This window comes from Corynebacterium sp. LaCa_282, assembly GCF_057198125.1.
This window is the reverse complement of record NZ_CP191095.1, coordinates 19,773-45,335: the sequence shown is the minus strand read 5'-3', so window position 1 is coordinate 45,335 and position 25,563 is coordinate 19,773. Positions and strand designations below refer to the sequence as shown.

Annotated in this window: 21 protein-coding genes, 1 tRNA gene and 1 pseudogene; 13 read left to right on the top strand and 10 right to left on the bottom strand. The window is 59.3% G+C overall.

Annotated elements, in window-relative coordinates:
* The first annotated feature begins 24 nt into the window (after positions 1-24).
* The 3 genes and pseudogenes from ACP8KU_RS00220 (at position 25) to ACP8KU_RS00210 (ending at position 1,804) form a co-directional block, all read left to right on the top strand.
* Entirely contained in the window at positions 25-639 is a 615-nt protein-coding gene (locus ACP8KU_RS00220) for a YdhK family protein (RefSeq protein ID WP_005276111.1), read from the top strand.
* 267 nt (positions 640-906) lie between these two features.
* Positions 907-1,616: pseudogene (locus ACP8KU_RS00215) on the top strand (IS6 family transposase).
* Between the two features lie 65 nt (positions 1,617-1,681).
* Positions 1,682-1,804, top strand: a complete 123-nt coding sequence (locus ACP8KU_RS00210; RefSeq protein WP_005276107.1) for a VOC family protein — start codon at positions 1,682-1,684, stop codon at positions 1,802-1,804.
* Between the two features lie 304 nt (positions 1,805-2,108).
* Here ACP8KU_RS00210 and ACP8KU_RS00205 read toward each other — a convergent pair.
* Positions 2,109-2,193 (bottom strand) — tRNA-Leu (locus ACP8KU_RS00205).
* 208 nt (positions 2,194-2,401) lie between these two features.
* On the opposite strand from ACP8KU_RS00205, the gene ACP8KU_RS00200 reads away from it, so the two are divergent.
* The 8 genes from ACP8KU_RS00200 (at position 2,402) to crgA (ending at position 11,667) form a co-directional block, all read left to right on the top strand.
* Positions 2,402-3,235 carry an FHA domain-containing protein gene (locus ACP8KU_RS00200; RefSeq protein ID WP_005276103.1) on the top strand — a complete coding sequence of 278 codons (834 nt, stop codon included), beginning with the start codon at positions 2,402-2,404 and terminating at the stop codon, positions 3,233-3,235.
* Between the two features lie 25 nt (positions 3,236-3,260).
* A complete protein-coding gene (locus ACP8KU_RS00195) occupies positions 3,261-3,713 on the top strand; it encodes an FHA domain-containing protein FhaB/FipA (RefSeq protein ID WP_005276102.1) in 453 nt (150 codons plus the stop codon).
* Positions 3,710-5,074 (top strand): PP2C family protein-serine/threonine phosphatase, encoded by a 1,365-nt coding sequence (locus ACP8KU_RS00190; protein WP_284638482.1) that lies wholly within the window; start codon positions 3,710-3,712, stop codon positions 5,072-5,074. Before ACP8KU_RS00195 ends, ACP8KU_RS00190 begins: the two co-directional genes overlap by 4 nt.
* A gap of 3 nt (positions 5,075-5,077) precedes the next feature.
* A complete protein-coding gene (locus tag ACP8KU_RS00185) occupies positions 5,078-6,430 on the top strand; it encodes an FtsW/RodA/SpoVE family cell cycle protein (RefSeq protein ID WP_005276093.1) in 1,353 nt (450 codons plus the stop codon).
* Positions 6,427-7,857: a penicillin-binding transpeptidase domain-containing protein gene (locus ACP8KU_RS00180; RefSeq protein WP_484483796.1), complete on the top strand. Its 1,431-nt coding sequence runs from the start codon at positions 6,427-6,429 to the stop codon at positions 7,855-7,857. The genes ACP8KU_RS00185 and ACP8KU_RS00180 overlap by 4 nt, the downstream gene beginning before the upstream one ends.
* Positions 7,857-9,368, top strand: a complete 1,512-nt coding sequence (locus ACP8KU_RS00175; protein ID WP_023016431.1) for a serine/threonine-protein kinase — start codon at positions 7,857-7,859, stop codon at positions 9,366-9,368. Before ACP8KU_RS00180 ends, ACP8KU_RS00175 begins: the two co-directional genes overlap by 1 nt.
* A 3-nt stretch (positions 9,369-9,371) precedes the next feature.
* A complete protein-coding gene (gene pknB, locus ACP8KU_RS00170; protein ID WP_484483795.1) occupies positions 9,372-11,324 on the top strand; it encodes a Stk1 family PASTA domain-containing Ser/Thr kinase in 1,953 nt (650 codons plus the stop codon).
* Positions 11,325-11,394: 70 nt separating this feature from the next.
* Positions 11,395-11,667, top strand: a complete 273-nt coding sequence (gene crgA / locus ACP8KU_RS00165; RefSeq protein WP_005276080.1) for a cell division protein CrgA — start codon at positions 11,395-11,397, stop codon at positions 11,665-11,667.
* A 66-nt stretch (positions 11,668-11,733) separates the two neighbouring features.
* Here crgA and nagE read toward each other — a convergent pair whose 3' ends face one another.
* The 3 genes from nagE to ACP8KU_RS00150 are packed head-to-tail and all read right to left on the bottom strand — an operon-like array spanning position 11,734 to position 15,829.
* Complete coding sequence (gene nagE / locus ACP8KU_RS00160) at positions 11,734-13,821, bottom strand: N-acetylglucosamine-specific PTS transporter subunit IIBC (protein WP_484484171.1); 2,088 nt, start codon at positions 13,819-13,821, stop codon at positions 11,734-11,736.
* A gap of 57 nt (positions 13,822-13,878) precedes the next feature.
* Positions 13,879-14,643, bottom strand: coding sequence for a glucosamine-6-phosphate deaminase (nagB, locus tag ACP8KU_RS00155; RefSeq protein WP_023016428.1), 765 nt, complete (start codon positions 14,641-14,643; stop codon positions 13,879-13,881).
* Positions 14,644-14,653: 10 nt separating this feature from the next.
* A complete protein-coding gene (locus ACP8KU_RS00150) occupies positions 14,654-15,829 on the bottom strand; it encodes an N-acetylglucosamine-6-phosphate deacetylase (protein WP_484483794.1) in 1,176 nt (391 codons plus the stop codon).
* A 312-nt stretch (positions 15,830-16,141) separates the two neighbouring features.
* Here ACP8KU_RS00150 and ACP8KU_RS00145 point away from each other — a divergent pair, with 312 nt between their 5' ends.
* Entirely contained in the window at positions 16,142-16,450 is a 309-nt protein-coding gene (locus ACP8KU_RS00145; protein ID WP_237792246.1) for a hypothetical protein, read from the top strand.
* A 349-nt stretch (positions 16,451-16,799) separates the two neighbouring features.
* Positions 16,800-17,402 (top strand): hypothetical protein, encoded by a 603-nt coding sequence (locus tag ACP8KU_RS00140; protein ID WP_484483793.1) that lies wholly within the window; start codon positions 16,800-16,802, stop codon positions 17,400-17,402.
* Here ACP8KU_RS00140 and ACP8KU_RS00135 read toward each other — a convergent pair.
* From ACP8KU_RS00135 to ACP8KU_RS00110, 6 genes are all read right to left on the bottom strand, one after another.
* Positions 17,392-18,807 carry a phytoene desaturase family protein gene (locus ACP8KU_RS00135; protein WP_484483792.1) on the bottom strand — a complete coding sequence of 472 codons (1,416 nt, stop codon included), beginning with the start codon at positions 18,805-18,807 and terminating at the stop codon, positions 17,392-17,394. The two genes, ACP8KU_RS00140 and ACP8KU_RS00135, sit on opposite strands and share 11 nt — an antisense overlap.
* 306 nt (positions 18,808-19,113) lie before the next feature.
* Positions 19,114-19,761, bottom strand: coding sequence for a rhomboid family intramembrane serine protease (locus tag ACP8KU_RS00130; RefSeq protein WP_474897355.1), 648 nt, complete (start codon positions 19,759-19,761; stop codon positions 19,114-19,116).
* A gap of 97 nt (positions 19,762-19,858) precedes the next feature.
* Complete coding sequence (locus ACP8KU_RS00125; RefSeq protein WP_005280498.1) at positions 19,859-20,389, bottom strand: peptidylprolyl isomerase; 531 nt, start codon at positions 20,387-20,389, stop codon at positions 19,859-19,861.
* A 69-nt stretch (positions 20,390-20,458) separates the two neighbouring features.
* Positions 20,459-22,096 (bottom strand): dihydroxyacetone kinase family protein, encoded by a 1,638-nt coding sequence (locus tag ACP8KU_RS00120; protein ID WP_484483791.1) that lies wholly within the window; start codon positions 22,094-22,096, stop codon positions 20,459-20,461.
* A gap of 120 nt (positions 22,097-22,216) precedes the next feature.
* Positions 22,217-24,487 carry a 5-methyltetrahydropteroyltriglutamate--homocysteine S-methyltransferase gene (gene metE, locus ACP8KU_RS00115; RefSeq protein ID WP_484483790.1) on the bottom strand — a complete coding sequence of 757 codons (2,271 nt, stop codon included), beginning with the start codon at positions 24,485-24,487 and terminating at the stop codon, positions 22,217-22,219.
* Positions 24,474-25,406 (bottom strand): methylenetetrahydrofolate reductase, encoded by a 933-nt coding sequence (locus ACP8KU_RS00110; protein ID WP_023016420.1) that lies wholly within the window; start codon positions 25,404-25,406, stop codon positions 24,474-24,476. Before ACP8KU_RS00110 ends, metE begins: the two co-directional genes overlap by 14 nt.
* Positions 25,407-25,563: the final 157 nt, after the last annotated feature.

The window sequence follows — 25,563 nt, the reverse complement described above, 5'->3', positions numbered from 1 at the left end:
ACACCACCTTTGAAAGGAACGCTCATGAAACGCAGCATTACCCTCGCCGCCTTGGTACTGACCTCCACCCTGGCGCTGACCGCCTGCAGCGACGCCACCGACAACTCCGACGATGCCGACACCACCAGCACCACGACGGCAACCGCAGAGACCAACGAGACCCACCAGGAAGACACCACCACTGCCGACGAAGAGCACGGCGGGCACGACCACCCTGCCGACGGCGGGGCACCGCCGGCAGGCATTGAAGAGGCCGAGGATCCCACGTACCCGGTGGGCACCGAGGTCATCCTCACCGCTGACCACATGCCCGGCATGGACGGGGCCACCGCCACCATTTCCGGGGCGTTTGACACCACGACCTATTCGGTCAGCTACACCCCCGCCGAGGGTGGGGCCCCGGTTACCGACCACCGCTGGGTCGTCCATGAGGAGCTCGTCGATCCGGGTCAGGCCCCCCTGCCCGACGGGGCGAGCGTTGTCCTGGATGCCGAGCACATGTCCGGCATGAAGGGTGCTGAGGCCACCATCGATTACTCCACCGAGGAGACGGTCTACATGGTTGATCTCACCGTCGACGGGATGACGATGACCAACCACAAGTGGGTCACCGAGAGCGAGATCCAACCCGCCGAATAGTCCACCCACCCTGAACCGCGAGACCAGACAAGGCACCCGCTCCAGAGTCGGTCATCAATCGCTGCCGACCATGCCGCAGCACACCAGCCACACACGGAACCTGCACGCCCACAGGGCCCACGCTGAGGTAGACCTTCTGTGTCACTGCTTCTCTTAGTCAGGGAAATATGCCCTGGAATGACCCTGGTGACAGGAGTTCATTCCAGGGCTTTGGGTGCTGTTGCAAAGTTGGGGCAGTAGGAAGGGCGACGTGAACTAATCACAGCCATGGGTATCTTCTCGGGTCGTCATTTCCCCCGTGACATTATTCTGTGGGCAGTGGGTGGTACTGCCGCTACGGGGTGAGCTACCGCGATCTGGAGGAAATGATGACCGAGCCGGGCGTGCCGGTCGATCACACCACGATCTACCGCTGGGTCTAGAAATACGCCCCTGAGCTGGACAAGCAAACACGGTGGTACCGGCAGGTACCTGACTGGCAAGCTAGTTCCTGGCGGGTGGATGAGACCTATATCCGGGTCGGCGGCAGGTGGTGCTACCTCTATCGGGCGATCACCGCCGGTGGCCAGACCTTGGAGTTTTACCTCTCTTCGAAGCAGAACGTGGCCGCAGCGAAGTGTTTCCTGGCCAAGGCCCTCAGATCCAATGCGTCAGCCGGGTATCCCAGAGTGATCAACGCCGATAAAGCACCCTCCCTAGCCAGGGCAATCGCCGAGTTGAAGTCAGAGGGAATCTGCCCGCCAACAGTGGAACACCGGCAGGTGAAATACCTCAACAACATCCTGGAAGGCGACCATGGTCGGCTGAAGCGGATTCTCGGGCCGAAAGGCGCGTTTAAGAACCGGATATCTGCATATCGGACGTTGAAAGGGATGGAGGCGATGCACTCATTGCGGAAAGGGCTAGGCGCGATGTTTGCCTACGGGCAACCGAACCCGGACGCGGTGATCGTCAACCGGGTCTTCGAGACGGCCTAACAACGCCCACACGCAGCGGCCGTCAGGGAATGAGAAACTGAGTCTTCGCTGCTCTCCGCCCAACTTTGCAACAGCACCAATCAAAAGGAGTCCAAATTGTGCAGCCACCCGACGATGACGTCTTCGGCCGCACCTTCGTAGTTGCCGACCCTGATGGAAACCTGTTCCGCGTCAGCCCAGTCGTTTAATTCTTAAATTGGGATTCAACAACTAGGAAATCCTCCAACAGCCCAAGGAAAACATCTCAGTTGGAGGATTCCAATTTCCCCGAAGCGGGAGCTAAAGCCAGAACGTCAGATCAAAATAACAAGCAAAATGACTTGTTGACACCATCGAAAACAAGAGTTCGACAGAAGAGAGCGGGAGTTAGGATGTAAATTCCCACACTTGCAATCCTCAACCGCCAAAGTTCAGAAAAACAAAGAAACCGAAGGTCACGAACCCTTTCGAGTTTATTACCTCCGGTCTCGCAGTTTGTTCAACTGCTCATTGTGCCCGGGGCGGGACTTGAACCCGCACGTCCTTATCGAACACTGGCACCTGAAGCCAGCGCGTCTGCCAATTCCGCCACCCGGGCAGGGTGTGGTTGTCAGTGCGACTAGATAAAGATAGCACAGGAAGCACATGCAATTACAAATCAGCAGGAAAAGCGGATTATTTTGCGCATTTAAAGGCGAAAATCTAGGAACTTTCGCGCCGCCGTCTACGTTTGAAAGGGGTGTACAAACTATAATGGCTACTACTGATCACTACTGATCGCTGTATAGCGGAAAGGAGCAAAATTCGTGGCGTTTTTAGAAAGGCTGGCGAAGCTCGATTCCGCTATGCAACGCGGCCTTGATAACGGCATGGCTTTTGTCTTCGGCGGCAAGGTCGTTCCTGCAGAGATTGATGAGCTTTTGAAGCAAGAAGCCCAGGACAATCTCGGCCACGGGGACGATGACAAACTCTATAGTCCCAATGTCATGACTGTAGGTGTCTCCTCCAAGGATTTGGAGAACTTGTCGCAAGACCCCGATTTGCCTGCCGATTGCGCAGACCAATTATCTCGCTTTATCCGCAATAACGGATGGTCCCTCGCTGGTCCCGTCATTGTGCGGATTGCGGAGGAATCGGGCCTGCGCACGGGCCAGCTTCGTGTGTCCTCGTTTATAGATCACGAGCCCACAGAAGAGACCGGTTTCGAGGCGATTTTCCACGACTTTGATGGTCAGGAGGACCAGATGACCAACCCGCACGAAAATAATGCGGATGACGCAGCTACTACCGCTTTCATTGCGCAAGATGACCAACCCGCGCCGCAAACGCAGGGCCCCGCAGTCAATTTGATGTTGCAGGATGGCTCTTCCCGCGTCTATCACGTGCAGGAAGGGTCAAATATTATTGGCCGCAGCAATGATGCAGATTTGCGCCTGCCGGATACGGGCGTGTCCCGCCAGCACGCGGAAATCACGTGGAACGGTGAAGATGCCGTGTTGGTGGATTTGCAGTCCACCAATGGCACCACGGTCAATGACACTCCTATTGATAACTGGCTGCTTGCCGATGGCGATGTGATCACCATGGGCCATTCCCACGTCGAGGTCCGCATTACGGGCCTTGATTCGCATAGTTACTAATTCACACTGAGGAAGGGAGGCCGCCATGGATGCAGTCATCATGCTGGCGCTTCGCATCGGCTTATTGGCTCTTTTGTGGGTATTTGTCCTGGTGGCCTTGAATGCCATGCGGCGGGATACCAATAAATCCGCAGGTGCTATGCCACAGCCGTCAAAAATGGGTGCGTCCCCGCGCAGTCATGCTGCAGTGAAGCAGCTTTCTATTGTGGAGGGCCCTTTGCAGGGATCCCACATGAATTTGGGCACGCTCGAGGAATGCACCTTGGGCCGCGCCGCTGACTGTGATTTTGTCACTGGGGATGATTACTCTTCCGGCCATCATGCACGCCTATTTCGCCGCGGCAGCGAGTGGGTAGTGGAGGATTTGGAATCTCGCAACGGAACCCTCGTCAATGGTGTGCGCATCGACCAACCTGAGGTAGTCGGCGCGAACTCCGAAATTAAGCTAGGCCGCACTACCGTGAGGTTGAACGCATGACACTGAAGCTAAACTTTTTTGCCAAGTCGGACCGCGGGCTTATCCGCGGAAATAATGAGGACTCCGGATACGCCGGGTCTCACCTGCTGATTTTGGCCGATGGCATGGGCGGGCATGCCGCGGGTGAGGTCGCCTCCCAACTCATGGTCAACCACCTCGAAATCCTGGATCAGGATCCGGGTAAGGAGGACACGGAGGCGCTCCTTGCGGCTGCTGCCGATGACGCCAATGAGGCCATCAGCGAGCACGTCACCGCCCACCCGGAGACCGAGGGCATGGGCACGACGCTGTCCACGATGCTGTTCAATGGCACCACCTTTGGTGTCTGCCATGTGGGCGACTCGCGCGCTTATTTGCTGCGCGATGGCAAGCTCGAGCAAATCACCAAGGACGATACCTATGTGCAGTCCTTGGTGGATAAGGGCGAGCTGGCTGCAGAAGATGTTTCTTCCCACCCACAAAAGTCCCTCATCTTGAAGGCCTATACCGGGCGTGCGGTGGAGCCGACCCTCTTTACATTCGAAGCCAAGGCGGGTGACCGCATCCTGCTGTGCTCGGATGGACTGTCTGACCCGGTTACGGCTTCCACTATTGAAACCGCCCTTGGCCAAGGAAGCATCGAACAGGCGGGGTCCACCCTCGTGGATCTCGCTATTCGTTCGGGCGGACCAGACAATGTCACGGTCGTCATCGGCGAGGTTACGGAAGAAAAGCCCGCCACCCACGAGCCTTTCCGCGTCGGTGCGCTGGCGGGTTCGGTAGAAGAGCCCACTCACCCGGATTCTTCTGCATCACGCGCCGCCAAACTCACCCGTAAACCCCAGGTGATTCCGCCGGCCGTCATGGCCGATGAAGACAACGCGGCTAAGGACTCCGATGAAGAAGAGGCAGAGGACGAGCCTTCTCGACGAAAAGTCGGGTGGAAGGTCCTCATCGCGCTCATCATCATCTTGGCGCTCGTTATCGGCGCGGGGCTGTGGGTCAAGAACTTCTTGTCCAATAATTACTACGCCGAGACCAACGATGCCCAGGAAATCACCATCCTGAAGGGCGCGGATTATTCCGTATTTGGCAAGGATTTAAGCTCCACCCACCAATACGTGTGCATTAATGACAAGAATTCCTTGCTGTTTTCTGCACAGAAGTGCAAGGGAGACTTCACCCCGCTGAAGGTCTCTGACCTGCCCGAGTCTGAGCGCGGCGCGGTCAACCACATTTCCGCCGGTGATCTGAGCAAGGTTCAGGATCAGATTAATGACCTGGGTGAAAAGGCACTCAAGCCATGTATCACTGCACCGAGCCAAAAAGATAATAAAAACACCAAGGAAAACAAACCTGGGGTCACTTGTAGGGAGGTGTAGCTGATGCAGAAGTTTTTTAGCCGGAGAATCGAACTCGGCCTCCTTATCCTCGCCGCGGCTGTCTTTGCCATTACCTTGGTCAGTTTGGAGCTGTCGCAAGATAATGCGCTCACGACGGACCTGATCTACCTCATCGGTGGATTCATTGGTGTCTTTACCATTGCGCACCTGGCAATGTGCTTCTTGGCGCCCTACGCGGACCAGATCATGTTGCCTATCGTGGCCATCCTTAATGGCATTGGGCTTATCGTTTTGGCCCGCTTGGATTTGGTCAATGATCGGGGTCTCGCGGTCCGCCAAGTCATGTGGACTGTCGTTGGCCTCGTGCTCTTTGTGCTGGTCCTGGCGGTTGTCAAGGACCATCGCTCACTCACCCGCTACTCCTATATCTTGGGTGCGGCCGGCCTCGTACTGTTGGCGCTGCCGTTGGTGTGGCCACAACCTGATGGCGTTGAAGCGCGCATTTGGCTGAACTTCGGGCCATTTTCCATTCAGCCGGGTGAGTTCTCCAAGATCATGCTGATCCTATTTTTCGCCATGCTGCTGACGCAGAAGCGATCACTCTTTACCGTGGCTGGCTATCGTTTCTTAGGGATTTCCCTGCCCCGCTTGCGCGACCTCGCCCCCATTCTCATCGTGTGGGCCATCGCCATCATCATCATGGGCATTTCCAATGACTTCGGTCCGGCACTGCTGCTCTTTAGCACGGTGCTGGGCATGCTATTTATGGCTACCGGCCGGGTTAGTTGGCTATTTATTGGCCTCGTCCTCGTCGGTATCGGTGGCTTTGGCATTTACCAGGTATCCGAAAAAATCCAGCAGCGTTTTTCCAACTTCATGGACCCGCTGGCTAACTACGACAACACCGGCTACCAATTGGCCCAGTCCCTTTTTGGTATGTCCTCTGGCGGTATTTCCGGCAGCGGCTTGGGCCAGGGCCACCCCGAATTGGTGCCGGTGGCACACTCTGACTTCATCCTCGCCGCCATCGGCGAGGAATTGGGCCTGATTGGCCTAGCTGCCGTTTTGGTCCTCTTTGGTATGTTGGTGACCCGCGGATTCAATACCGCGTTGCGTACCCGCGATACGTACGGCAAACTGGTCGCTTCAGGCCTTTCTCTTACTTTGGCGGTACAGGTCTTCGTCGTCACCGGTGGCATTTCCGCCCTGCTGCCGATGACCGGCTTGACCACTCCTTTCATGTCCGCCGGTGGTTCCTCTCTCATGGCTAACTATGTACTGTTGGCGATTTTGCTGCGGATCTCTAACGCGGCACGCCGACCCATGCAGGAGAACTCGAGCAATGCTCCGAGTGACACCTCCATGTTCCCGTCGGTTCAGGAGGCTTACCGATGAACAAATCCATCCGCCTAGTGTCCCTATTTGCCATCGTCTTGACCGCAATTCTGTTGGTGAACCTGACGGTGATTCAGGCATTTTCGGACGATAAATACGCGCATAACGCTAAGAACTCGCGCGGGTTTATTGAGTTGCAGACCACCCCGCGCGGCCAGATCTATTCCGGCAATACGGTGCTGGCGCAATCCACGGAAAACCCGGATGAGACCTACTCCCGGTCTTATCCCATCGATTCGCCTGCTTTTGGCAATATCACCGGATACTTGTCCAGCCAATTCGGCGCTTCGGAATTGGAATCTTCGCAAAATGACATTCTCAATGGCACGGATGATTCCCTGTTCAAGCAGCACTGGCTGGATGCCATCGCGAATAAGCCCACCCAGGGCGCCAATGTAGAGGTCACCATCGACCCAGCCTTGCAGCAGGCCGCGTATGACCAGTTGGCGGGTCCGGGATACGAAGGTTCGGCGGTTGCCATCCAGCCATCGACGGGCAAGATTCTGGCCATGGCCTCCAACCCGGGCTTTAACCCGAATTCACTGGTCGGCGAGTCCGCCGATGAGGCCTGGACGGGCTTGCAGGAGCAAGCGGGCCAGCCACTGGTCAATCACGCAGCGGCGGATACCTTGCCACCGGGATCTATTTTCAAGATCATTACGACTGCGGCCGGATTGAATAATGGATTCAATCCCTCGTCGAGCCTGACCGGTGCCAACGTGATTACCCTGCCGGATGCCGTCACGGAGCTGACCAACTACGGCAATGAGAAATGCAACGGCCAGGATTCAGTGACCCTGCAGACCGCCTTTGCGCTGTCGTGCAATACCGCATTTGTGCAGATGTCTGAGCAGATTGGCGCGGATGAGCTGCGCAAGTACGCGGAGGGTTTCGGAATCGGCAAGAAATACGATCTGGGCGTCTCTTCCTCCGCTGGTACCTTGGGTGACCTGCCGGATGGTGCGGCGACGGCGCAATCGGCCATCGGCCAGCGCGATGTCACCATGAGCGCGTTGCAGGCGGCAGTCATGGCCGGCACCGTGGCCAATAAGGGCACGCGCATGGAGCCTTACCTGGTCAATCGCATTACCGATGCCCAGATGAAGGAGATCCGCACCACCAAGCCCAAGAAGGGCGGCGAGGCCGTGACGGAAGAGACCGCATCGACCATTAAGGACTTGATGTTTGCCTCCGAGCGTTCTTCGTGGGGCTACGACGGCAATGGCTTTGCATCCAAGACCGGTACCGCCGAGCACGGCGAAGGCTTGGCTCCGCACGTGTGGTACGTGGCCTTTGACCCGGACCGCGATATTGCCGTCGGGGTCGTCGTCAAGAACGGCGGTAACCTGGGCGAATCCGCAACGGGCGGCAGAGTCTCTGGCCCAATTGGTCGTGCCATCTTGAGCGCATACCAGGGGGAGCAGTAATGAAGAATACCGAGAATAAGGACCATCTCCAGGAACTCATCGGCAGCGACTACGAGCTGCAGTGGATCATTGGCCACGGTGGCATGTCAACGGTGTGGCTTGCCGATGACACTCGCAATGACCGCGAAGTAGCCATCAAGGTTTTGCGGCCGGAGTTTTCTGATAACCAGGAATTCCTCTCTCGCTTCCGCAATGAAGCGGAATCCGCCGAATCTATCCAGTCCGATAACGTGGTGACCACGTATGACTACCGCGAGCTGGAAGATAATGGCCGCAAATTCTGCTTCATGGCCTTGGAATACGTGCGGGGCGAATCCCTCGCGGACCTGCTCGCGCGCGAGAACACCTTGCAAGAAGAACTCGCGCTCGACGTGCTTGAGCAGGCGGGCCACGGCCTATCCATAATCCACCGGATGGGCTTGGTGCACCGCGATATTAAGCCCGGCAACCTGATGATTACCCAAAATGGGCAGGTAAAGATTACGGACTTTGGCATCGCCAAGGCGGCTGCCTCGGTACCGCTCACGCGCACCGGCATGGTGGTAGGTACCGCCCAGTACGTTTCGCCTGAGCAAGCGCAGGGCAAGGAGGTCACCCCTGCCTCGGATATCTATTCGCTCGGCGTCGTGGGTTACGAGATGCTCGGCGGCAAGCGCCCCTTTTCGGGCGATTCCTCCGTGTCCATTGCTCTTGCCCACATTAATCAAGAGCCTGAACCGCTGTCGACCACGATTAGCGCCCCGGCGCGCGAGCTCATTCGTATCGCGCTGCGCAAGGATCCCAATACCCGCTATGCCGATGGCAATGAATTTACGGTCGCGGTATCCGATGTACGCCTGGGCAAGCGCCCACCGCAGCCCAAGTCCATTCCGCCCCACCAGCAGGCCCCGGAGCCCTCGCCCTCGGCATCGACTGAGATGCTTGCCGATGTCGCCCAGCCCACCACCATTCATCCGGCGGCGGGGACGGCCACGGGGACGGCGGCACCACAGCGCAAGGCAGCACCAGCCCCGGCCAATGATTCGAAGGGCGGGAAGTCTTTCCTTAAAGGCCTGGGTATCGTCGCGGCCATCGCCCTGCTTGCCGCGGCCGGCTACGCCATCATGAACCTCATGAATAGCGAGGGCGGCGATAGCGAGCCTTCGTCTACCCAAGAAACGTCCGTGGTTACCGAATACCGGGATCCCACGACCACGCAGGTAGAAACCCTGGAGGAAGAAGATACTAATGAAACGCCGCAGGAAGTGACGGTGACGGAGACGGAGCCTACGGATCGGGAGGGCAACCAGGCGCCGCGCGATAATCACCGGCAGCCGCAGACCCCGAACCAGCAGGCCCCGACGCGAAACCAGCAGGCCCCGAATACCCCGACGCAGCAACGTCAGCCCCAGCAGCGCCAGCCGCAGGAGACGCACGTCGAAAATACACCTGAGCAGAAAAACACAGTAAACTCACAGCCCGATGAACTCCCTGGGGATTTATCTGACCTATTAAGACAGGATGGTGACTAAGCCATGGTCAATGACCGGTACCGGCTCGGTGAGATCATCGGCTCCGGCGGCATGTCCGAGGTATTTGCCGCAGAAGACACCACTTTAGGCCGGCAAGTAGCGGTAAAAATGCTGCGCACGGAGATGGCTCGCGATATCAACTTCCGCGAGCGCTTCTACCGCGAGGCGCAGAACTCGGGCAAATTAAACCATCCCAATATCGTCGCGGTCTATGACACCGGCGAGACCGAGATGGACGGCATGACCATCCCGTATATCGTGATGGAGCGGGTCAACGGGGCTACGCTGCGCGATATTATTCGCGAAGATGGCCCGCTGCCTGCCCAAGAGGCGGCGGAGATCCTCAAGCCGGTCGCGGAGGCCTTGCAGGCATCCCATGAGGCGGGAATCATTCACCGCGATATCAAACCGGCGAATATCATGCTCACCAACACCGGCCAAGTGAAGGTGATGGACTTTGGCATCGCCCGTGCATTGGATGATTCGACCTCGGCGATGACCCAAACTTCTGCCGTTATCGGTACCGCCCAGTACCTTTCCCCGGAGCAGGCGCGCGGCAAGAACGCCGATGCGCGTTCTGATGTCTATGCGCTGGGCTGCGTCATGTACGAGGTACTCACCGGCCGCACCCCGTTCGAAGGCGAAACCCCCTTTGCCGTGGCTTACCAGCATGTGCAGGAGGAACCGACCCCGCCTTCGGAGCTTATCGATGACCCCTCGTTGACCCCCACCCAGCGGGTCAATATCGATGCAGTGGTACTGACCGCGATGGCCAAGCACCCCGCGGACCGCTACCAGTCTGCGTGGGAGATGGCCGGCGATTTGGATCGTCTGCGCACGGGCCAGGTCACCGAGGCCGCCCGCATGCACGTCAACGAGGACGATGCCACGACGGCGATGCCCGCGCCGGCCACCGCTACTGCTACATCCCACCGGGCACCGATCGAATCGACGCGTCCTACCGGAGCACCCGAAGAGGATGAAGGCGGCGGTTGGATGAAATGGCTCGCGCTGCTCCTCGTCGCGCTGTTGGTCGCCATCTTGGGCTATTTTGCCTGGGATTTCTGGAGTAGCGACGATGAAAAGGATAGGAGTGGCCGTGACCAAACCGAGGTAGCGGAGCACAATAGCGTCATCGTGCCGGAGGTAGAAAACCGCCCGCGCAATGAAGTGGTCAAAGATCTCGAGGACTTGGGGCTTCTCGTCACCGTTAACGAAGAGGCTAACCCGGATATCGATCGCAATAAGGCGATTCGCATCAATCCGGCCCCGGGTTCGGAATTGCAGAAGAATGCCTCGGTTACCTTGACCGTTTCTTCCGGCAAGGAAATCATCGATGTCCCGGATATCACCGGCATGAACTTGGATCAGGCCGCGCAGGTCTTGGAAGAGGCAGGCCTAGAGCTGAACTCCGATATTTCCGAGCGCAATGATGAGGCCCCCGCCGGCGAGGTAATCCAGCAGAACCCCGCGGGTGGTACCCAATTGTCCAAGGGCTCGAAGGTCCGGGTGACGGTATCTAAGGGCATCGAAAAGAAGCGCGTTCCTGATGTTTCCGGTTTGAACGAGGAGGATGCGCGCAGCCGCCTCGAAGCCAGTGACTTTGATGTCAATGTCCGCGAAGTCGATTCCTTAGAGCCGGAAGGCACCGTGCTGAACGTGTCCAACCAGGGCGCACAGCTGGAAAAGGGCCAGACTGTCACCATTGAGGTATCCAATGGGATGCTCATGAAGGCACCTGAGGTCATGCACAAGAATCAAGGACAAGCCGAAAATGCCCTGCGCCAGGCGGGCTGGGATGGCCAGCTGCGCGTGGGCGAGCCAATTCCTACCGGCGCCTTGGTCGATAGCAATAAGATCGGTTGGGCATCCATCAATCCTGGCGATACCATCCGCAAGGATCAGGACGTGGAGGTTCGCATCTGGAAATTCGAAGCCTCGGCGCTACTGCCGTAACCACCGCTGCTGGTATCGTAATTCATCAGTAAGCACTGAGATAAGAACTGAAGTCTAGAGAAGGTCTCTTATGCCAAAGTCAAAGATCACCCAGAGCTCTGCCACCCAGGTATCGAGCTCTGCCGGGGCGAATCGCACCCCGGTCAAAATCAACTCTGAAGGCACCCCGAAGTGGTACGTGGCCATCATGCTTGGCCTGATGGTCATTGGCCTGCTGTGGCTCGTGGTCAATTATCTCGCCGGTGAATCCATCCCCTTCATGGCGGAGCTCGGCGGTTGGAACTACGGGATTGGTTTCGGCCTCGCCCTCATTGGTTTGCTCATGACCATGGGCTGGCGCTAGACCGCCGCCAAAAAGAAACCCTCGCCGCCACCGCAAGGTGACCGCGAGGGTTTCCGTGCTTAGGCCTTAGTGTTCAGCCGGGCGCACACGGGCAACAGAGACACTCTGGTCAGCGCGGCCCTCGTGTTCGATATCTACTCCAGCGATCTGCTTTACCGTGGGGCAGACCACCGGGGTGATGAGGTTGATGCCGCGTTCGCGCAGCTTCTCAGACTCCACCGCAATGATGGGGGTGCCGGCGCGGACGACATCGCCCTTGTCCACGAGCTTGGTAAAGCCCTCGCCCTTCAATTCCACGGTATCGATGCCGATGTGAATGAGCAGGTCAAGACCCTCTTCAGTCCGCATGCCGAAGGCATGGCCGGTCTTGAAGACCATGGTGATGGTGCCATCTACTGGGGCACAGACATCGAAGGCATCGATCACGGTAGGAATAACGGCAAAGCCTTCGCCCACCATGCCCTGAGCAAAGGACTCATCGGGGACCTCAGAAAGCGGCACGACGGTTCCCTCGAACGGGGCGTGGAGCTGAATATCGGTGCCGATCTTCTCCGCCGGGCGAGCCTCTTCGCTGGGCTTCGCCGACTTCGTAGCTACCGAGGCGGAGCCGGTGCGCAGTTGGTGGTTGACCTCATCAAACATGAACTGCACGGAGGGGCCCACGATGACCTGCACGTTCTTTTCGGAAGGGTGGATGACGCCGGAGATACCGGCGCGCTTGATAGTGGGGTCATCGACAAGCGCGCGATCCTTTACACCCACGCGCAGGCGGGTGGTGCAGTAATCCAGGGAATCGATATTATCCTTGCCACCGAGCCCTTCGATGATGCGGGAGGCGGACGCGGCAGTCTTGTCATCGCCCGTGGCGGCATCGTCGTCTTCAGGGGCGTCCTCTTCATCGCCGCGGCCTGGGGTCTTCAGGTTAAACCAGCCGATGAGGTAGTAGAAGATAACGAAATACAGGGCGAAGAAGATAACGCCCATAATTAGGAGCATGTACCACTTATTGGCCAGCGGGTTTTGCGAGGACAACAACATATCCACAAAACCTGCGGAGAAGCCGAATCCCGCGGTCCATTCCATCGCGGAGGCGATAAAGACCGACAGGCCCGTCAGCAGCGCGTGCACCACATAAAGCAGCGGGGCGACGAACATAAAGGAGAATTCCAGCGGCTCGGTCACGCCGGTGAAGAAGGAGGCTAGGGCGCCGGCGGCCATGAGGGAGCCGATGACCTTGCGGCGGCCCTTATCCGCGCGCAGGTACATGGCCAGGGCGGCACCTGGCAGGCCGAACATCATGATTGGGAAGAATCCGGCCTGGTAGCGTCCAACCACTCCGTCCACGGTGCATTGTCCGTTTTCCCAAATACCAGGGCACTCTGCGGCGGAGGTAGCCGCGGCGGCCGCGTCGATAGTGGATTGGCCGGATTGGAAGTTACCGATGTCGTTAATACCAATAACGTCGAACCAGAACACGGAGTTCAGTGCGTGGTGCAGACCCGTCGGAATGAGCAGGCGGTTGGCCACGCCGTAGATGCCCGCACCCGCAGCACCGAGGCCCTGGATGGAGGTACCGAAGTTGAAGAGCGCGTGGTAAATGAAGGGCCATACGAAGTAGAGGATGGCGGAAACCACGATGGCGAAAAGCGCAGTGAGGATGGGGACGAGGCGGCGGCCAGAGAAGAAGGCCAGGAAGTCCGGCAGCTTAGTGCCATGGAAGCGGTTATAGACCATCGCCGCCATGATGCCTGCAAGGATGCCGAAAAGAACGTTGCCGTCACCGACTGCATTCCAACCTTCAGCCGCCCATTCGACGGCTTCGTCGCCCGTAAGAGCCTCGGGATCTTCGATGCCGCGATAGCCGGCCACCGCGTCGGGGCCCAAGAGCTTCATGAAGGTGGCATACGCCAGGAAACCGGACAGTGCGGAGGCACCATTGGAGTCTTTGGCCAGGCCAAAGGCGATGGCAACGGCGAAGATCCAGCCCAGATTATCCAGCACGGCACCGCCGGAGCTGACCAGCAGCTGCGCGACAACGTTATCCTGGCCGGCAACGCTGGCTATCCAGTAGCCAACGCCGCCGAGGATCGCCGCGACAGGCAGTACTGCCACGGCGCCCATCAGCGCCTTTCCGAGCCGCTGCAGCGGCCCCATAATATTGAGTTTCACGAGAGGAGTCCTTTCAAAGGTGTAAAGAGGTAAAAGAGGGCTTCAGTGCGGACGGTGCTCATCCACAAAGCGGTAGTACTCGTAATCTTCCAACTGGGAAGCCGCGTCTTCATCGAGAATCACCGTGGCCCGCGGGTGCAGCTGGAGGATTGAGGCCGGGCAGTGCGCGGATAGCGGACCCTCCACCATGTCGCGGACCGCGCTGGATTTTTCGGTCCCGGTGGCCAGCAGCAATAGGTGACGGGCCTCGCTGATGGTGCCGAGCCCCTGGGTCAGCGCGTAGCGAGGAACGCTATCCGTGTTCTCGAAAAAGCGGGCATTATCCTGCACCGTCCGCGGGTGTAGCGTTTCCAGCCTGGTGCGCGATTGCAAGGAGCTGGAGGGCTCATTAAAGCCGATGTGCCCATTGCCACCAATGCCCAGCAGCTGGATATCGATGCCGCCAGCATGGCGAATGGCCTGGTCATAGGCGGCTGCGGCGCGGTCCGAGTCCGCGGCATCGCCCTCGGGGCTCTGCACTAACTCATCGATGAAGTCGACGTGACTGGTAAATACGCGGCGGATGGTGGAGTAATACGACTGCTCATGGAAGCGATCCAGCCCCACGTATTCATCGAGGAGGAAGGCGCGGCTGCGAGCGAAACTCACCTCCCCGCGCTCGCAGCGGGCGGTGAGTTCTTGATACATCGCTACCGGAGTAGAACCCGTGGCCAGGCCCAAGGTGGCCCCGGCGTTGGCATAGCGGACGAAGATATCGGCGGCGGCAATAGCCACCTCTGCTGGTGTGGAACGAATGAGGATGTCCATGCAGTATTTCCTAACGTGAATCAGTATCTGTCGCGGCGGTGATGTCAATGCCATCAGCGATGACGCGCATGGGCTCGAATTGCGCATTCAGGCCCACGAGGTTGGCGCGCTTGCCGGGAGCCAAACGCCCTATGTCCTTATCCCCCAGTACGTCCGCGGCCGTGGTGGAGGTAAACCGAACCGCCTCCTCTGCGCCGTGGCGCGCGGCAAAACGCGCAAATTGCTGCGCCAAGGTGGAGGTTCCACCGGCGATGGCGCCACTGTCCACCCGCGCCACGCCATCGGTCACGGTAACGGGCAGGGAGCCCAGCTCATAGGAGCCATCGGCCATGCCGGCAGCGGCCATCGCATCGGTGACCGCAAAGGAGCGGCGGTTATAGGCCATATCCACGGTGCCATCGGCAAGATGCACGCCATCGGCAATGAGCTCTACTCCCGCATCGCCCGCCTTCGAGCCGGTAAGGAGCGCGGCCACCGTGCCGGGTGCACGGTGGTGGATGGGCGGCATGGCGTTAAAAAGGTGGGTGCCGGTCACGGTGACGCCCAAGTCTTTCGCCTGCGCCATGACCCGCAGCGTGGTCTCATAATCGGCTTCGGTATGGCCCAAGCTGGCGATAATATCGTGTTCTGCGCAAACCTCAAGGAGCTCTGCAGCGGCCTGGGTTTCTGGGGCGAAGGTAATGGAGCGCAGGTGGCCGCGGGCGGCGTCGATCACCGCGCGGAAAAAGTCTGGGTCTCCCGGCACGATGCGCGATGGGTCCTGCGCGCCACATTTGGCCGCGGCGATGAATGGGCCTTCCATGTGGATGCCGGCGATATCCCCCTCATCTGCCAGTGTGGCGAGCAGCTCCGCACGCGCGCACAGCTCCGCTTGCGTCCCAGAAACCATGCTGGCTATCAGCGTGGTGGTGCCGTGGGCGCGATGAAAGCGCGCGGCGGCGCGGCACTGGTCATAATCACCATTGGGAAAGCTTCCGCCATTGCCGCCGTGATTGTGCAGATCCACGAAACCTGGGACCCACAGCAAAACGTTTGGGTCACCGGATTGCCAGGCCGCATGCGCTGCGGGGACATCACCAAACGAGATGTCTTCAATGCGCCCGCCAAAGTTCAGCGCACCAGCGCGCAGCTCGACGTTCTCGTCGATGTACAGGCCCTCTACGCGGCCCTTCGTCTGTGTCTGCATATTTCGTTCACTTTTCTGTTGTGTGGGCAGGCACCATCCCATAAACGCGCCGATATCCCAGCGCAGCACTATGTTATAACCTATTGGTACCATACCCCAGTGTCAATGATGTCACTTTCACTTTTTTATGTGAGATTTTCGAGGACTATCGACTGTAATGCTCAACTTCGTTTAGGCATAGACCCGCACCAGCCACTGGACTACATTGATCTTTAGGAAGTATCGCTTGCCGATGCCACCTCTACCCTCGGCTTCTCTCTAGCAAGCGCGCTACCTACGCCAACCACCGCATCACGTCAGGAGAACGTAAATATGGATTTAAAACCAGAAACTATTGTTTCTAATATTTTAAGCGATATTGCGGAAGTAAATGATTGGGCCAGCATTGCTGATGCCACCGGCGCTAATGACATAAACTCTTCCCACGCCACCCCTGACGAGGTTTTCACCATCCTCACTGCTGTTAAAAATAGTCCCGATTTGGCCCTCGGAACTGTCACAAATGAGTTCAAGGATTTCCCTGATAGCTGGTCGCCGCGTGATATAACAGACCGGATCTTTGCCTCGTCAGATCCCACCTTCTCGATGATGGATATCTTTATGCGCCCGACCAATGAATGACCTACGGAAGAATAGAGATGAAAACTGACCACGTATCTCCTTTAAGTTACGTAGCCCTTAGCACTGTGGTTGTTGCTTCATGACTAGCCCTATATGTGCATTTTGAGACATATCCATGCTCATTGCCTTGATAATCAGTCTGCTCAACTGGACCCTCCGGTTTTGTCATCAAGCAGCTACTCTGCAAAAGCGCAGGGATAAATTGGGTGCGATCTACTGTCTAAATGACCACTAAGAGTGCTCTTCCGCGATATCGCGCATGCAATTATTATTGAAATAATAACCGTTTCATGTCCTTCACAAGTACTCGCCTCGGACATGGCGGGATCCTCATCTCAAGGAGCACACCATGACCAGTCGTTCGCCCGCACCGCCGCGGCACCGGTCCCAGTACGTTCTCTTGGCCGGCTTAGCCGTCTCGGTGGCCTATGCCGTCGTCCATATCGCGTTTTCTGATCCCGCCCTGATCGAAGGCACCGCACCCGCGCGCCTGTCCTTACGCAATTACCTTGGCCCAGTGCTGGGCTCTGGCATGGTGTGGGCGCTATTTGCTTACCTCATGGGCAAGGCGTGCGCCCACCGGTGGACCACGGCCTTTTTCGCAGGAGCCGGCATACTCCTGCTCATGTTGGCGGTGCACTACGGGCTGCTTTTCGTTTTTGGCATCTACGACTGGCAGACGGCCTTTTCCTCCAATGCCGCGTGGTTCCTCTTTGCCCTTATCGCCGGGCCACTTTTCGGCGTGGCGGGGGCATTTTCCCACAGGTTGGGCTGGCTAGATTACGTTGCCGTACTCGGTTTCGTGCTGGAGCCACTGATTACTGGGCTTATCCCAGGCAATAGTATCGAGCCGCAGACCACGACCACCCCTGAATATCTTGCCGCGGTAACGCTGTGGATGATCGGTGCGGTTTTCCTCTACTGCGAACGCCGGGCTCCTATTAAGGGGTAGCCACATCCCCAGCGGCCCACCAGCCGGGCATGCCATGGACGCCGGCCCCGGGCGCGGTGGACCCCGAAGCCATAAATATTCCCGGCGCGAGCCGGTGCGGGTGCGCGGAGAGGCGCGGGCGCAGCACGGTCTGCAGCCCGGTCATCGCGCCACCGGCGATATCGCCGCCCACCAGGTTGGGGTTCCAGCGTTCCAGATCGGCCGGACTCGTGGTGTGGGTGGCCAGGATGGTATCGCGAAAACCTGGTGCGAAGCGCTCGATCTGCCGCGCGATGAGGCCGGTCACCTCCCCCGGAAAGCGCTCCTCATAGTCATGCGGCACGTGCGCGTAGGTCCACAGCACCAGCCCGCGCGACGGGTCGGCCACGTACTGTTGACACACCATGACCAGGGGATTTACGGGCATGCGGCGCTTGCCGATGTCCCTTTCCGCCCCACTGATCTCCTCCACGCTGCCGCCTACGTGGACGGTGCCGGCTTGGCCCACGCGGGGATCGGCCCACGGCACGGGTTCGCTTAAGTGAAAATCCACCTTGTACACCGCGCTGCCATAGCGCCACCGCCGCAGGTTTCGTCGAGTCCGTGCAGGAAGGTCGAGCCCGCCCAGCCTAAGGATCTGGCGCGGGGTGAGATTGAGGATAAGGGCATCCGCGCGGGGCAGGCTGCGCACATCCGTGATGTCGGCGCCGGTGTAGATGCGGGCGTTGTGGGAGCGGAGGAGGGAGACGAGGGCATCGGCAAGCGCCTGCGTGCCGCCTTCTACCACTGGCCAGCCGCGGGTCATGCCGAGCGCGCCAAAGAGCAGGCCGAAAGCGGAGGTAAAAGCCCTGGTAGGCGAGGTAATGGCGTGCACCGCGTTACCGGCGAATAAGGCGCGGGCCTGCGGGGAAGTAAATGCCGCCCGCGCGAGCGCGCTCGCCGGAAGCACGCCCGGCGCGCCGAATTGCGCCAAGCGCACTGGGTGCTCAGGCCAGCGCACCAGCGGGGTGAGCGCGTTATTCACGTGCTCGTCGATATTGCGCACCACGTGGCCGTGCAGGCGGGTCCACGCCCGGGCATCGGTGCCGAGCCCCGCGGCGGTCTCCTCTAGGGAATTGTGGAGAATGCCCGCCGGCGCGCTCTCCAGTGGATGGGCCATGGGATAGCGCGCATGGCACCAGCGCAGGCCGTGCGATTCCAGATCGAGCGCGCGGAAGGCCGGGCTCGCGATGCCGAAAGGATGACCGGCCGCGCCGAGATCGACGACGGTGCCTGGGAAGATCTCCGTCGACGATGCCGCCGCCCCACCCGGGTGGCTGGCGCGCTCATACACATCCACGCGCCAGCCGGCCGTGGCGAGGCGGGCCGCGGCGGTGAGCCCATTGGGCCCTGCGCCGACGATCACAGCGTGCGGTTGTTTATCCACAGTCCTCCTTGTGCAGGTCAGTGGCCCCAATTTACCAATTCGCCCACACGATGGGTACAAAGTTATCCACAGGCTGTGGAAGAAACCTGTGGAAAATTTATTTCACAGACTTATCCCCACCCTGTGGATAAGTGTTTTCACGGCCTTCCACAGGTGACTTTTCGGCCGCCGATACCGCTATAACCTGTGTGATCAGGGAAAACTCCGGAAAAGCGTTCGGTAAATTACAAGAATGTGGTTATCCACAATGTGGATAACTGTTGTGGATTTCTTTCGCACACCCATTCCGGTGAACAAATTCCACAGTTATCCCCAAACCCCAGCTCGCAGGGCCAATAACACAATGATGACCGCACCGGTGAGAGCGACACCCGCCCAGCACACGGACTTATTTCGATGAAAGAGGAAGAAGCTCAAGATGATGCCGGTGCACAACCCGCCAAGGTGGCCCCACAGGGAGACTCCCTCCGCGACGAAGGTATAGCCCACATTGACCAATACGAGGACGATGGGCGCGCGCAGATCCATCCCGCGTTGCCGGAAGACGCCCACCAGCATGCCCATCAGCGCAAAGATCGCCCCGGAGGCGCCTACCGTGGGCGTGCCAAAATCGAACCACAGCACCATGGCGGAAGCGCCCAAACAAGAAACCAGGTACGCGGCGATGTATAGCCCGGTATCGAGGGCGCGCTCTACTTCCCTACCGATGAGCAGGAGCATCACCATATTGACCGCGAGGTGCCCGCCGTCTAAGTGCATAAATTCCGAGGACAGCGCCGTGAGCGGTGCATCGGCGTACTGCGGGCCCCACAGGGCCCAATCTTGGCTGAGCGTCGAAAGAAAGAAGGTCTCGCCCAATGTTCGAGCTTGTGCCGCGGTAATTGACCACGCGATGATGCAGATCGCGGCAATGGTCGAGGTAACGGGGGCGGTTCGCAAATAATTTTTCACCATGGCGTAGAAGCTGACCCTTTGTTGGCATTCGGATAAAACTAAACGAACCCGGCACCACAGCAAGGTGTGTGGTGCCGGGCGCGGTGCGAGAAAACGCTTAGGCGATATCGATGGACTCGATGACAACGTCCTCGTGCGGACGGTCCATGCGGTCGGTGTCGACCTTGCCAATCTTGGAAACGACTTCCTGGGAAGCTGGGTCCGTAACCTCACCGAAGATGGTGTGGTGGTTGTTCAGGTGCGGGGTCGGCGCCACGGTGATGAAGAACTGGGAACCGTTGGTGCCTGGGCCAGCATTTGCCATGGCCAGCAGGAATGGGCGGTCGAACTGCAGCTCTGGGTGGAACTCGTCCTGGAACTGGTAGCCCGGGCCACCGCGGCCGGTGCCGGTGGGGTCGCCGCCCTGGATCATGAAGTTATCGATGATGCGGTGGAAGATGGCGCCATCATAGAACGGGCCGGACTGCTCGCCCTTTGCGTTCTGGGTGGAGTAGTCCTTTTCGCCCTTGGCCAAACCGATGAAGTTTTCAACGGTTACCGGTGCGTGGTTACCGAAGAGATCGATAACAATATCGCCGTAGTTGGTATGCATCGTTGCAGTTGCGGTCTTCTGAGTCATGCCAGCCATTGTAAAGAATTTACTTCCTCTCCGCTGTGCAAGACATAACGCTCTCAGCGATCGCGCCACCATTCTCCCCTACTCAGCTGACAGGGCTTGTCCCCCAAATAGCCAGCTAACCACGAGAGCACCGGGATCAATGACTCCCTTGCTGCGATCGCCCAGGTAGGATGCGCGCCCCTTCTTGGCGGCGATCTTTCCGGTTTCTTCCACGCCCTCGCGTGCGGCCTCGTACAGGGCCTGGAGCGTTTGCTCGTCTGGGCGTTCTGCGCCGATTTCTTGCGCCTTCTCCGCGGCCGGAATGAGCGCATCGAGCATGGTGCAATCCCCGCGCTGCGCGCCGCCCAGTTCTTGAATGAACTCCGCCGCGCTGTTCAAACCTTCCGCTAAGGTCTCCGCGCGGGCCATGTCGTTGAAGAAGCTGCCGAAGACCGCGCCCGAGGTTCCGCCCGCCAGGACGAGGAAGCGCTTGGCCAAGCCGGTGAAAATCTCATCATCCGCGCCGCGCAGCGGCAATTCAATACTTTCAAGCGCCGCCTCCATATTGGTGCCGAAGTCCCCATCGCCGGCCTTGCGGTCAAGCTCGGTCAACTCCTCGATGGAAGATTGCACGCGGTCAACGAAGTCACTCAACCACTGGTTCTCTTCGCCCTCGGTAGGCAATTCATCTTCAAAGGTAATCCGCGCCGATTCCACCTGCTTGGTACCGCCCAAGGTATGGGGCCAGGCGGGGGCTGAAGTTGGGGCATCGATAAGCTCAAGCAGCTCATCGTCCGCCTTGAGCAGCGTGATGGATACGCCGTGCATATTGACCGCGGTGACGAAGTTGCCCACCATGGAGCGCACTACCGTAATTCCTTTTTCCGCCAGCTGCGCGGATGCCTCGCCGAAGACAAGGCTCAGCTCCAAAGGCGTGGTGCCGCCCAGGCCATTGACTAGGCACACCACCTCGTCGCCGCTGCTGATGTCGAGGGCCGCACCCAGCTTTTCCAGCACGGTAGCCACGATGGCATGGGCATTATCGACCTTTTCCGTGTGCGTGCCGGGCTCGCCGTGGATGCCCACGCCGACTTCCATGTGCCCGTCGTCCAGATCAAAGGTTTCGCGCCCCGTGGTGGGCAAAAAGCCGGATCCCAGCGCCACGGACATGCTGCGGGAATTATCTGCGGTACGTTCCGCAAGCTCGGTAACCTTATCCAGGTCATCGCCGCGATACGCCGCGGCACCGGCCGCCTTTTCCACCAGGATCGTAGCACCCGTACCGCGCCTGCCAGGGCCCTCGCCGGTGCCTTCGGTAGCAATATCATCGGCAACCAAGACGGAACGCGTATCTACGGCCTCCGCCGCGTTGCGGGCCACGGTGAAGTTCATGACATCGCCGGTGTAGTTCTTCACAATGTGCAGCACTCCCCTGCCCTGGTCGGCCCACTGCGTGGCTTCGCTGACCTGGACCGCATTCGGGGAGGTAAAAAGCAGGCCCGGGCAGGCTGCGGCGAGCATGCCTTGCCCAATGAAGCCGGCGTGCATGGGCTCGTGGCCGGATCCGCCACCGGAGATGACCGCGACCGCCGGTTTATCATCGGCCGTGCGCAGCGGGGTGCTGCGCCCGATGAAGCCCGCGTCGTGCCAGGTGGCATCGGGATGCTGGGCGATGAACCCGGCCAGGGAATCAGACAGGAAGGATTCTTGGCTATTGCGAAATGCTGAGTGCTTCATAGCGCCCACGGTAATCCGGATCCGGCCATAGCGTCACGGGTGGGTACAAGATCACGAAAACGCTATGCAGACCGGCTGCATAGCGTTTTCTTTAAGAACCTAGAGTTTCGCAGATTCTATTTAGAGGGCGTTGCGCACCACATCGCGGGCTTCCACCATGTTGCGCAGGGAGGTTTCGGTCTCCTCGTAACCGCGGGTCTTCAGGCCGCAGTCCGGGTTAACCCACAGGCGATCCAGCGGCACGTTCTTGAGCGCGGCGCGGATAAGCTCTGCCATTTCCTCCACGGAAGGCACGCGCGGGGAGTGGATATCGTAGATGCCAGGTCCAATCTCAGAGTGGAAGGTCTCATCGATATCCTCCAGCAGCTCCATGCGGGAGCGCGCAGCCTCAATGGAGGTGACGTCTGCGTCCAGGCCGGCGACAGCGTCGATGATCTGGCCGAACTCCGAGTAGCACAGGTGGGTGTGGATCTGGGTGGTGGGCTTGGCCTCGAGGGCTACCAGGCGGAAGGAGCGCACTGCCCAGTCCAGGTAGGCCTTGCGGTCCTGCTCGCGCAGCGGCAGCAGCTCGCGCAGGGCTGGCTCATCGATCTGGATGATGTCGATGCCGGCTTCCTCCAGGTCACGAACCTCGTCTGCCAAGGCCACGCCCAGCTGGTCCGCGGATACGGACTGGTGCACGTCATCGCGGACGAAGGACCACGCCAGGATGGTGACCGGGCCGGTCAGCATGCCCTTGACGTGCTTTTCCGAAAGCGACTGTGCAAACTTCGACCACTCGGTGGTCATGGCAGCCGGGCGGGAGATGTCACCCACCACGATCGGCGGACGGGTGCAGCGGGAACCGTAGGACTGTACCCAGCCGTTTTCGGTGGTGACGAAGCCATCGAGCAGCTCCGCGAAGTACTGCACCATGTCATTGCGCTCTGGCTCGCCGTGCACCAGGACGTCCAGGCCGAGGCGCTCCTGCAGTTCGATGACGGACTTGACCTCGTCCTTGAGGGCGGAGTTGTAGTCGGCATCAGAAAGCTCGCCCTTGCGGTGCGCGGCACGCGCCTGGCGGATTTCCTTGGTCTGCGGGAAGGAACCGATGGTGGTGGTCGGCAGCTCAGACAGGCCGAGCTCCTTCTGTGCTTCCTTGCGCTCGTTGAAGGCCGGCTCGCGCTTGACCTCGCCTTCCGGCAGCTGAGAGATGCGCTCTTGCACGGCGGCGTTGTTGATGCGCTCGGACTCGGCGCGGGTGCGAACGGCGCGGTCGCTGACGCTGTAGGCCTCTTCGGCTGCCTCTGGGCCCTGTACCAGGGCGACGACTTCCTTGACCTTCTCATTAGCGAAGGAGAACCACGGAGCGACATCGGCAGGCAGCTTGGATTCTGCCTCGACAGAGTGCGGCACGTGCTGCAAGGACACGGAGGTGGATACGGACAGCTCATCGATGCTGCCTGCCAGGTCCTCGTACTTGGAACGCAGGTCGCGCAGGTTGGCGGCCCAGACATTGCGGCCATCGACAAGGCCGGCAACAACGTGGGTGTTCAGGTTCTTGACGCGCTCGAGGTAGCCCTCATCCAGGGCCAAGGTGCCGACGGAAAGGTCAACCTGGACGGCCTCTGGCTTGAGCTCTGCGATGATATCGAGGCCCTTGCGGGCAGAGCCGTACGGGGTGGTCAGGTAGACCTGTGGGCGCTCTTCTGCACCCAAGATGGCGGAGTAAGCCTGCTTGGTATATGCGGCCAATTCCTCATCGCTGGCGTTGATCAGATCTGCAACGAGGGCGGGTTCTGCCAACTGGATCCACTCCACGCCAGCCTTGTGCAGCTCCGCCAGTACCTCCTGGTAGGCGGCAACGGCATCGTCTAGGCGTTCGAGCGGGGCCTTGGCGGCACCCTCGGCCTGCTTGGACAGGGCCAGCAGGGTGACCGGGCCAACGAGGTACGGGCGTACGGTGTGGCCTGCTTCGCGGGCTTCTTCTACCAGCTTGATAATGCGCTGTGGGTACGCCTTAAAAGCGTGGTCATCCGCAATTTCCGGCACGATGTAGTGGTAGTTGGTGTCGAACCACTTGGTCATCTCCAGCGGCGCGGTGTCCTTATTACCGCGGGCCAGGGTGAACTCATCATCCAGGGTTTCACCGGCAACGGCACCGACGGTCAGTGCGGTTTCGAGAACCTGGTCGTAGTAAGCGACGTCTGCCGGGATGGCGTAGTCCTCGGTCAGGCCGAGGTCGCGCAGGCGGTTGTAGGTATCCAGGCGCAGCGAGTGTGCGGCGGACTCGAAGGTCTCCGCATCGATGCGGCCGGCCCAGTAGGACTCGAGCGCGCGCTTCAACTCGCGGTTGGCGCCAATGCGGGGATAGCCCTCAATTGTCGCCTTGGGGAAATTAGCGTTGGTCATTGTCTACTCCGATTCGGGTTAGTAGGTCGTGAGTATTGTCGGGATTGTTGTGGGTATATAAATGGAGCCCGCTCGCCCCACCAGCCACGATGTCGCGGGCTAGTTCGGCGGTCAGTTCCATGCCGGTTTCGTATTCTTCTTCTGGGGTTGTCGCTGCCGCGAGCGCCGACCGCACCCTTTCAGGCACGGCGAGCCCGGACAGCTCACCCATTCGCTCCACCCGGCGCAGGCTGGTCATGGGCATGATTCCCGGAATAAGGGGAATATGCACCCCGGCCAGTTGGGCCTTTTTGGTAAAGCGCAGGTAATCCTGGGCGTCGAAGAATAGTTGGGTAATGGCGAAGTCCGCGCCGAGGCGTTGCTTTTTGAGCAAGACGTCAAAATCTTCATCTTCGTTTTTAGATTCAACGTGCCCGCTGGGATAGCACGCGACTCCGACGGCCAGGCGGCCAGCGGCGAACCGCGCGGCTTGCTGCCTTTCTAGTTGCCGGATGAGGCTTATCAATTCATCGGCATGCTGCGGATAGTGCTCCGGCAAACCTTCCTCTGGCAGGTCCCCGCGCAGGGCCAGCAGGCCGCGGACACCGGCATCGACCAAGCGGTTGGTCCAGCCGATAAGTTCCGTGCGCGAACCAGCCGTGCAGGCCAGGTGCGCAAGCGGACGCATCGAGGTGGTGCGCGAAATCCGCTCGATAAAGGCCGTCGTCCCTTCGAGCCAACCGGACCGTTTGGAACTTGTCACCGCAATATAATCCGGGTGGTAGCTTTCCAAGGTTTCCAGCAAACGGTCGATTTTGGCTTCATCGGCATCATGGCGCGGCGGAATTACCTCGAAAGATAGCGCCAAACGCTCCGGCACCATTAACTCTTCTTCACTCATGGAATCCAACGGTGCTGACGCCGAAAATCGCGGGCTCATAGTCACCTCCTTTTCCCGATCTCAATTGCTGTCTGGAGGAAAACGTACCAAGCTGTTCAGTTTGCGGGGTAGCACGCCGCTAATGGTATTACCTTTGCAGGCCCATAAACAGCGCGGTTGGCCAAAATCGACGTGAATATTAATCCACCAATCTGAA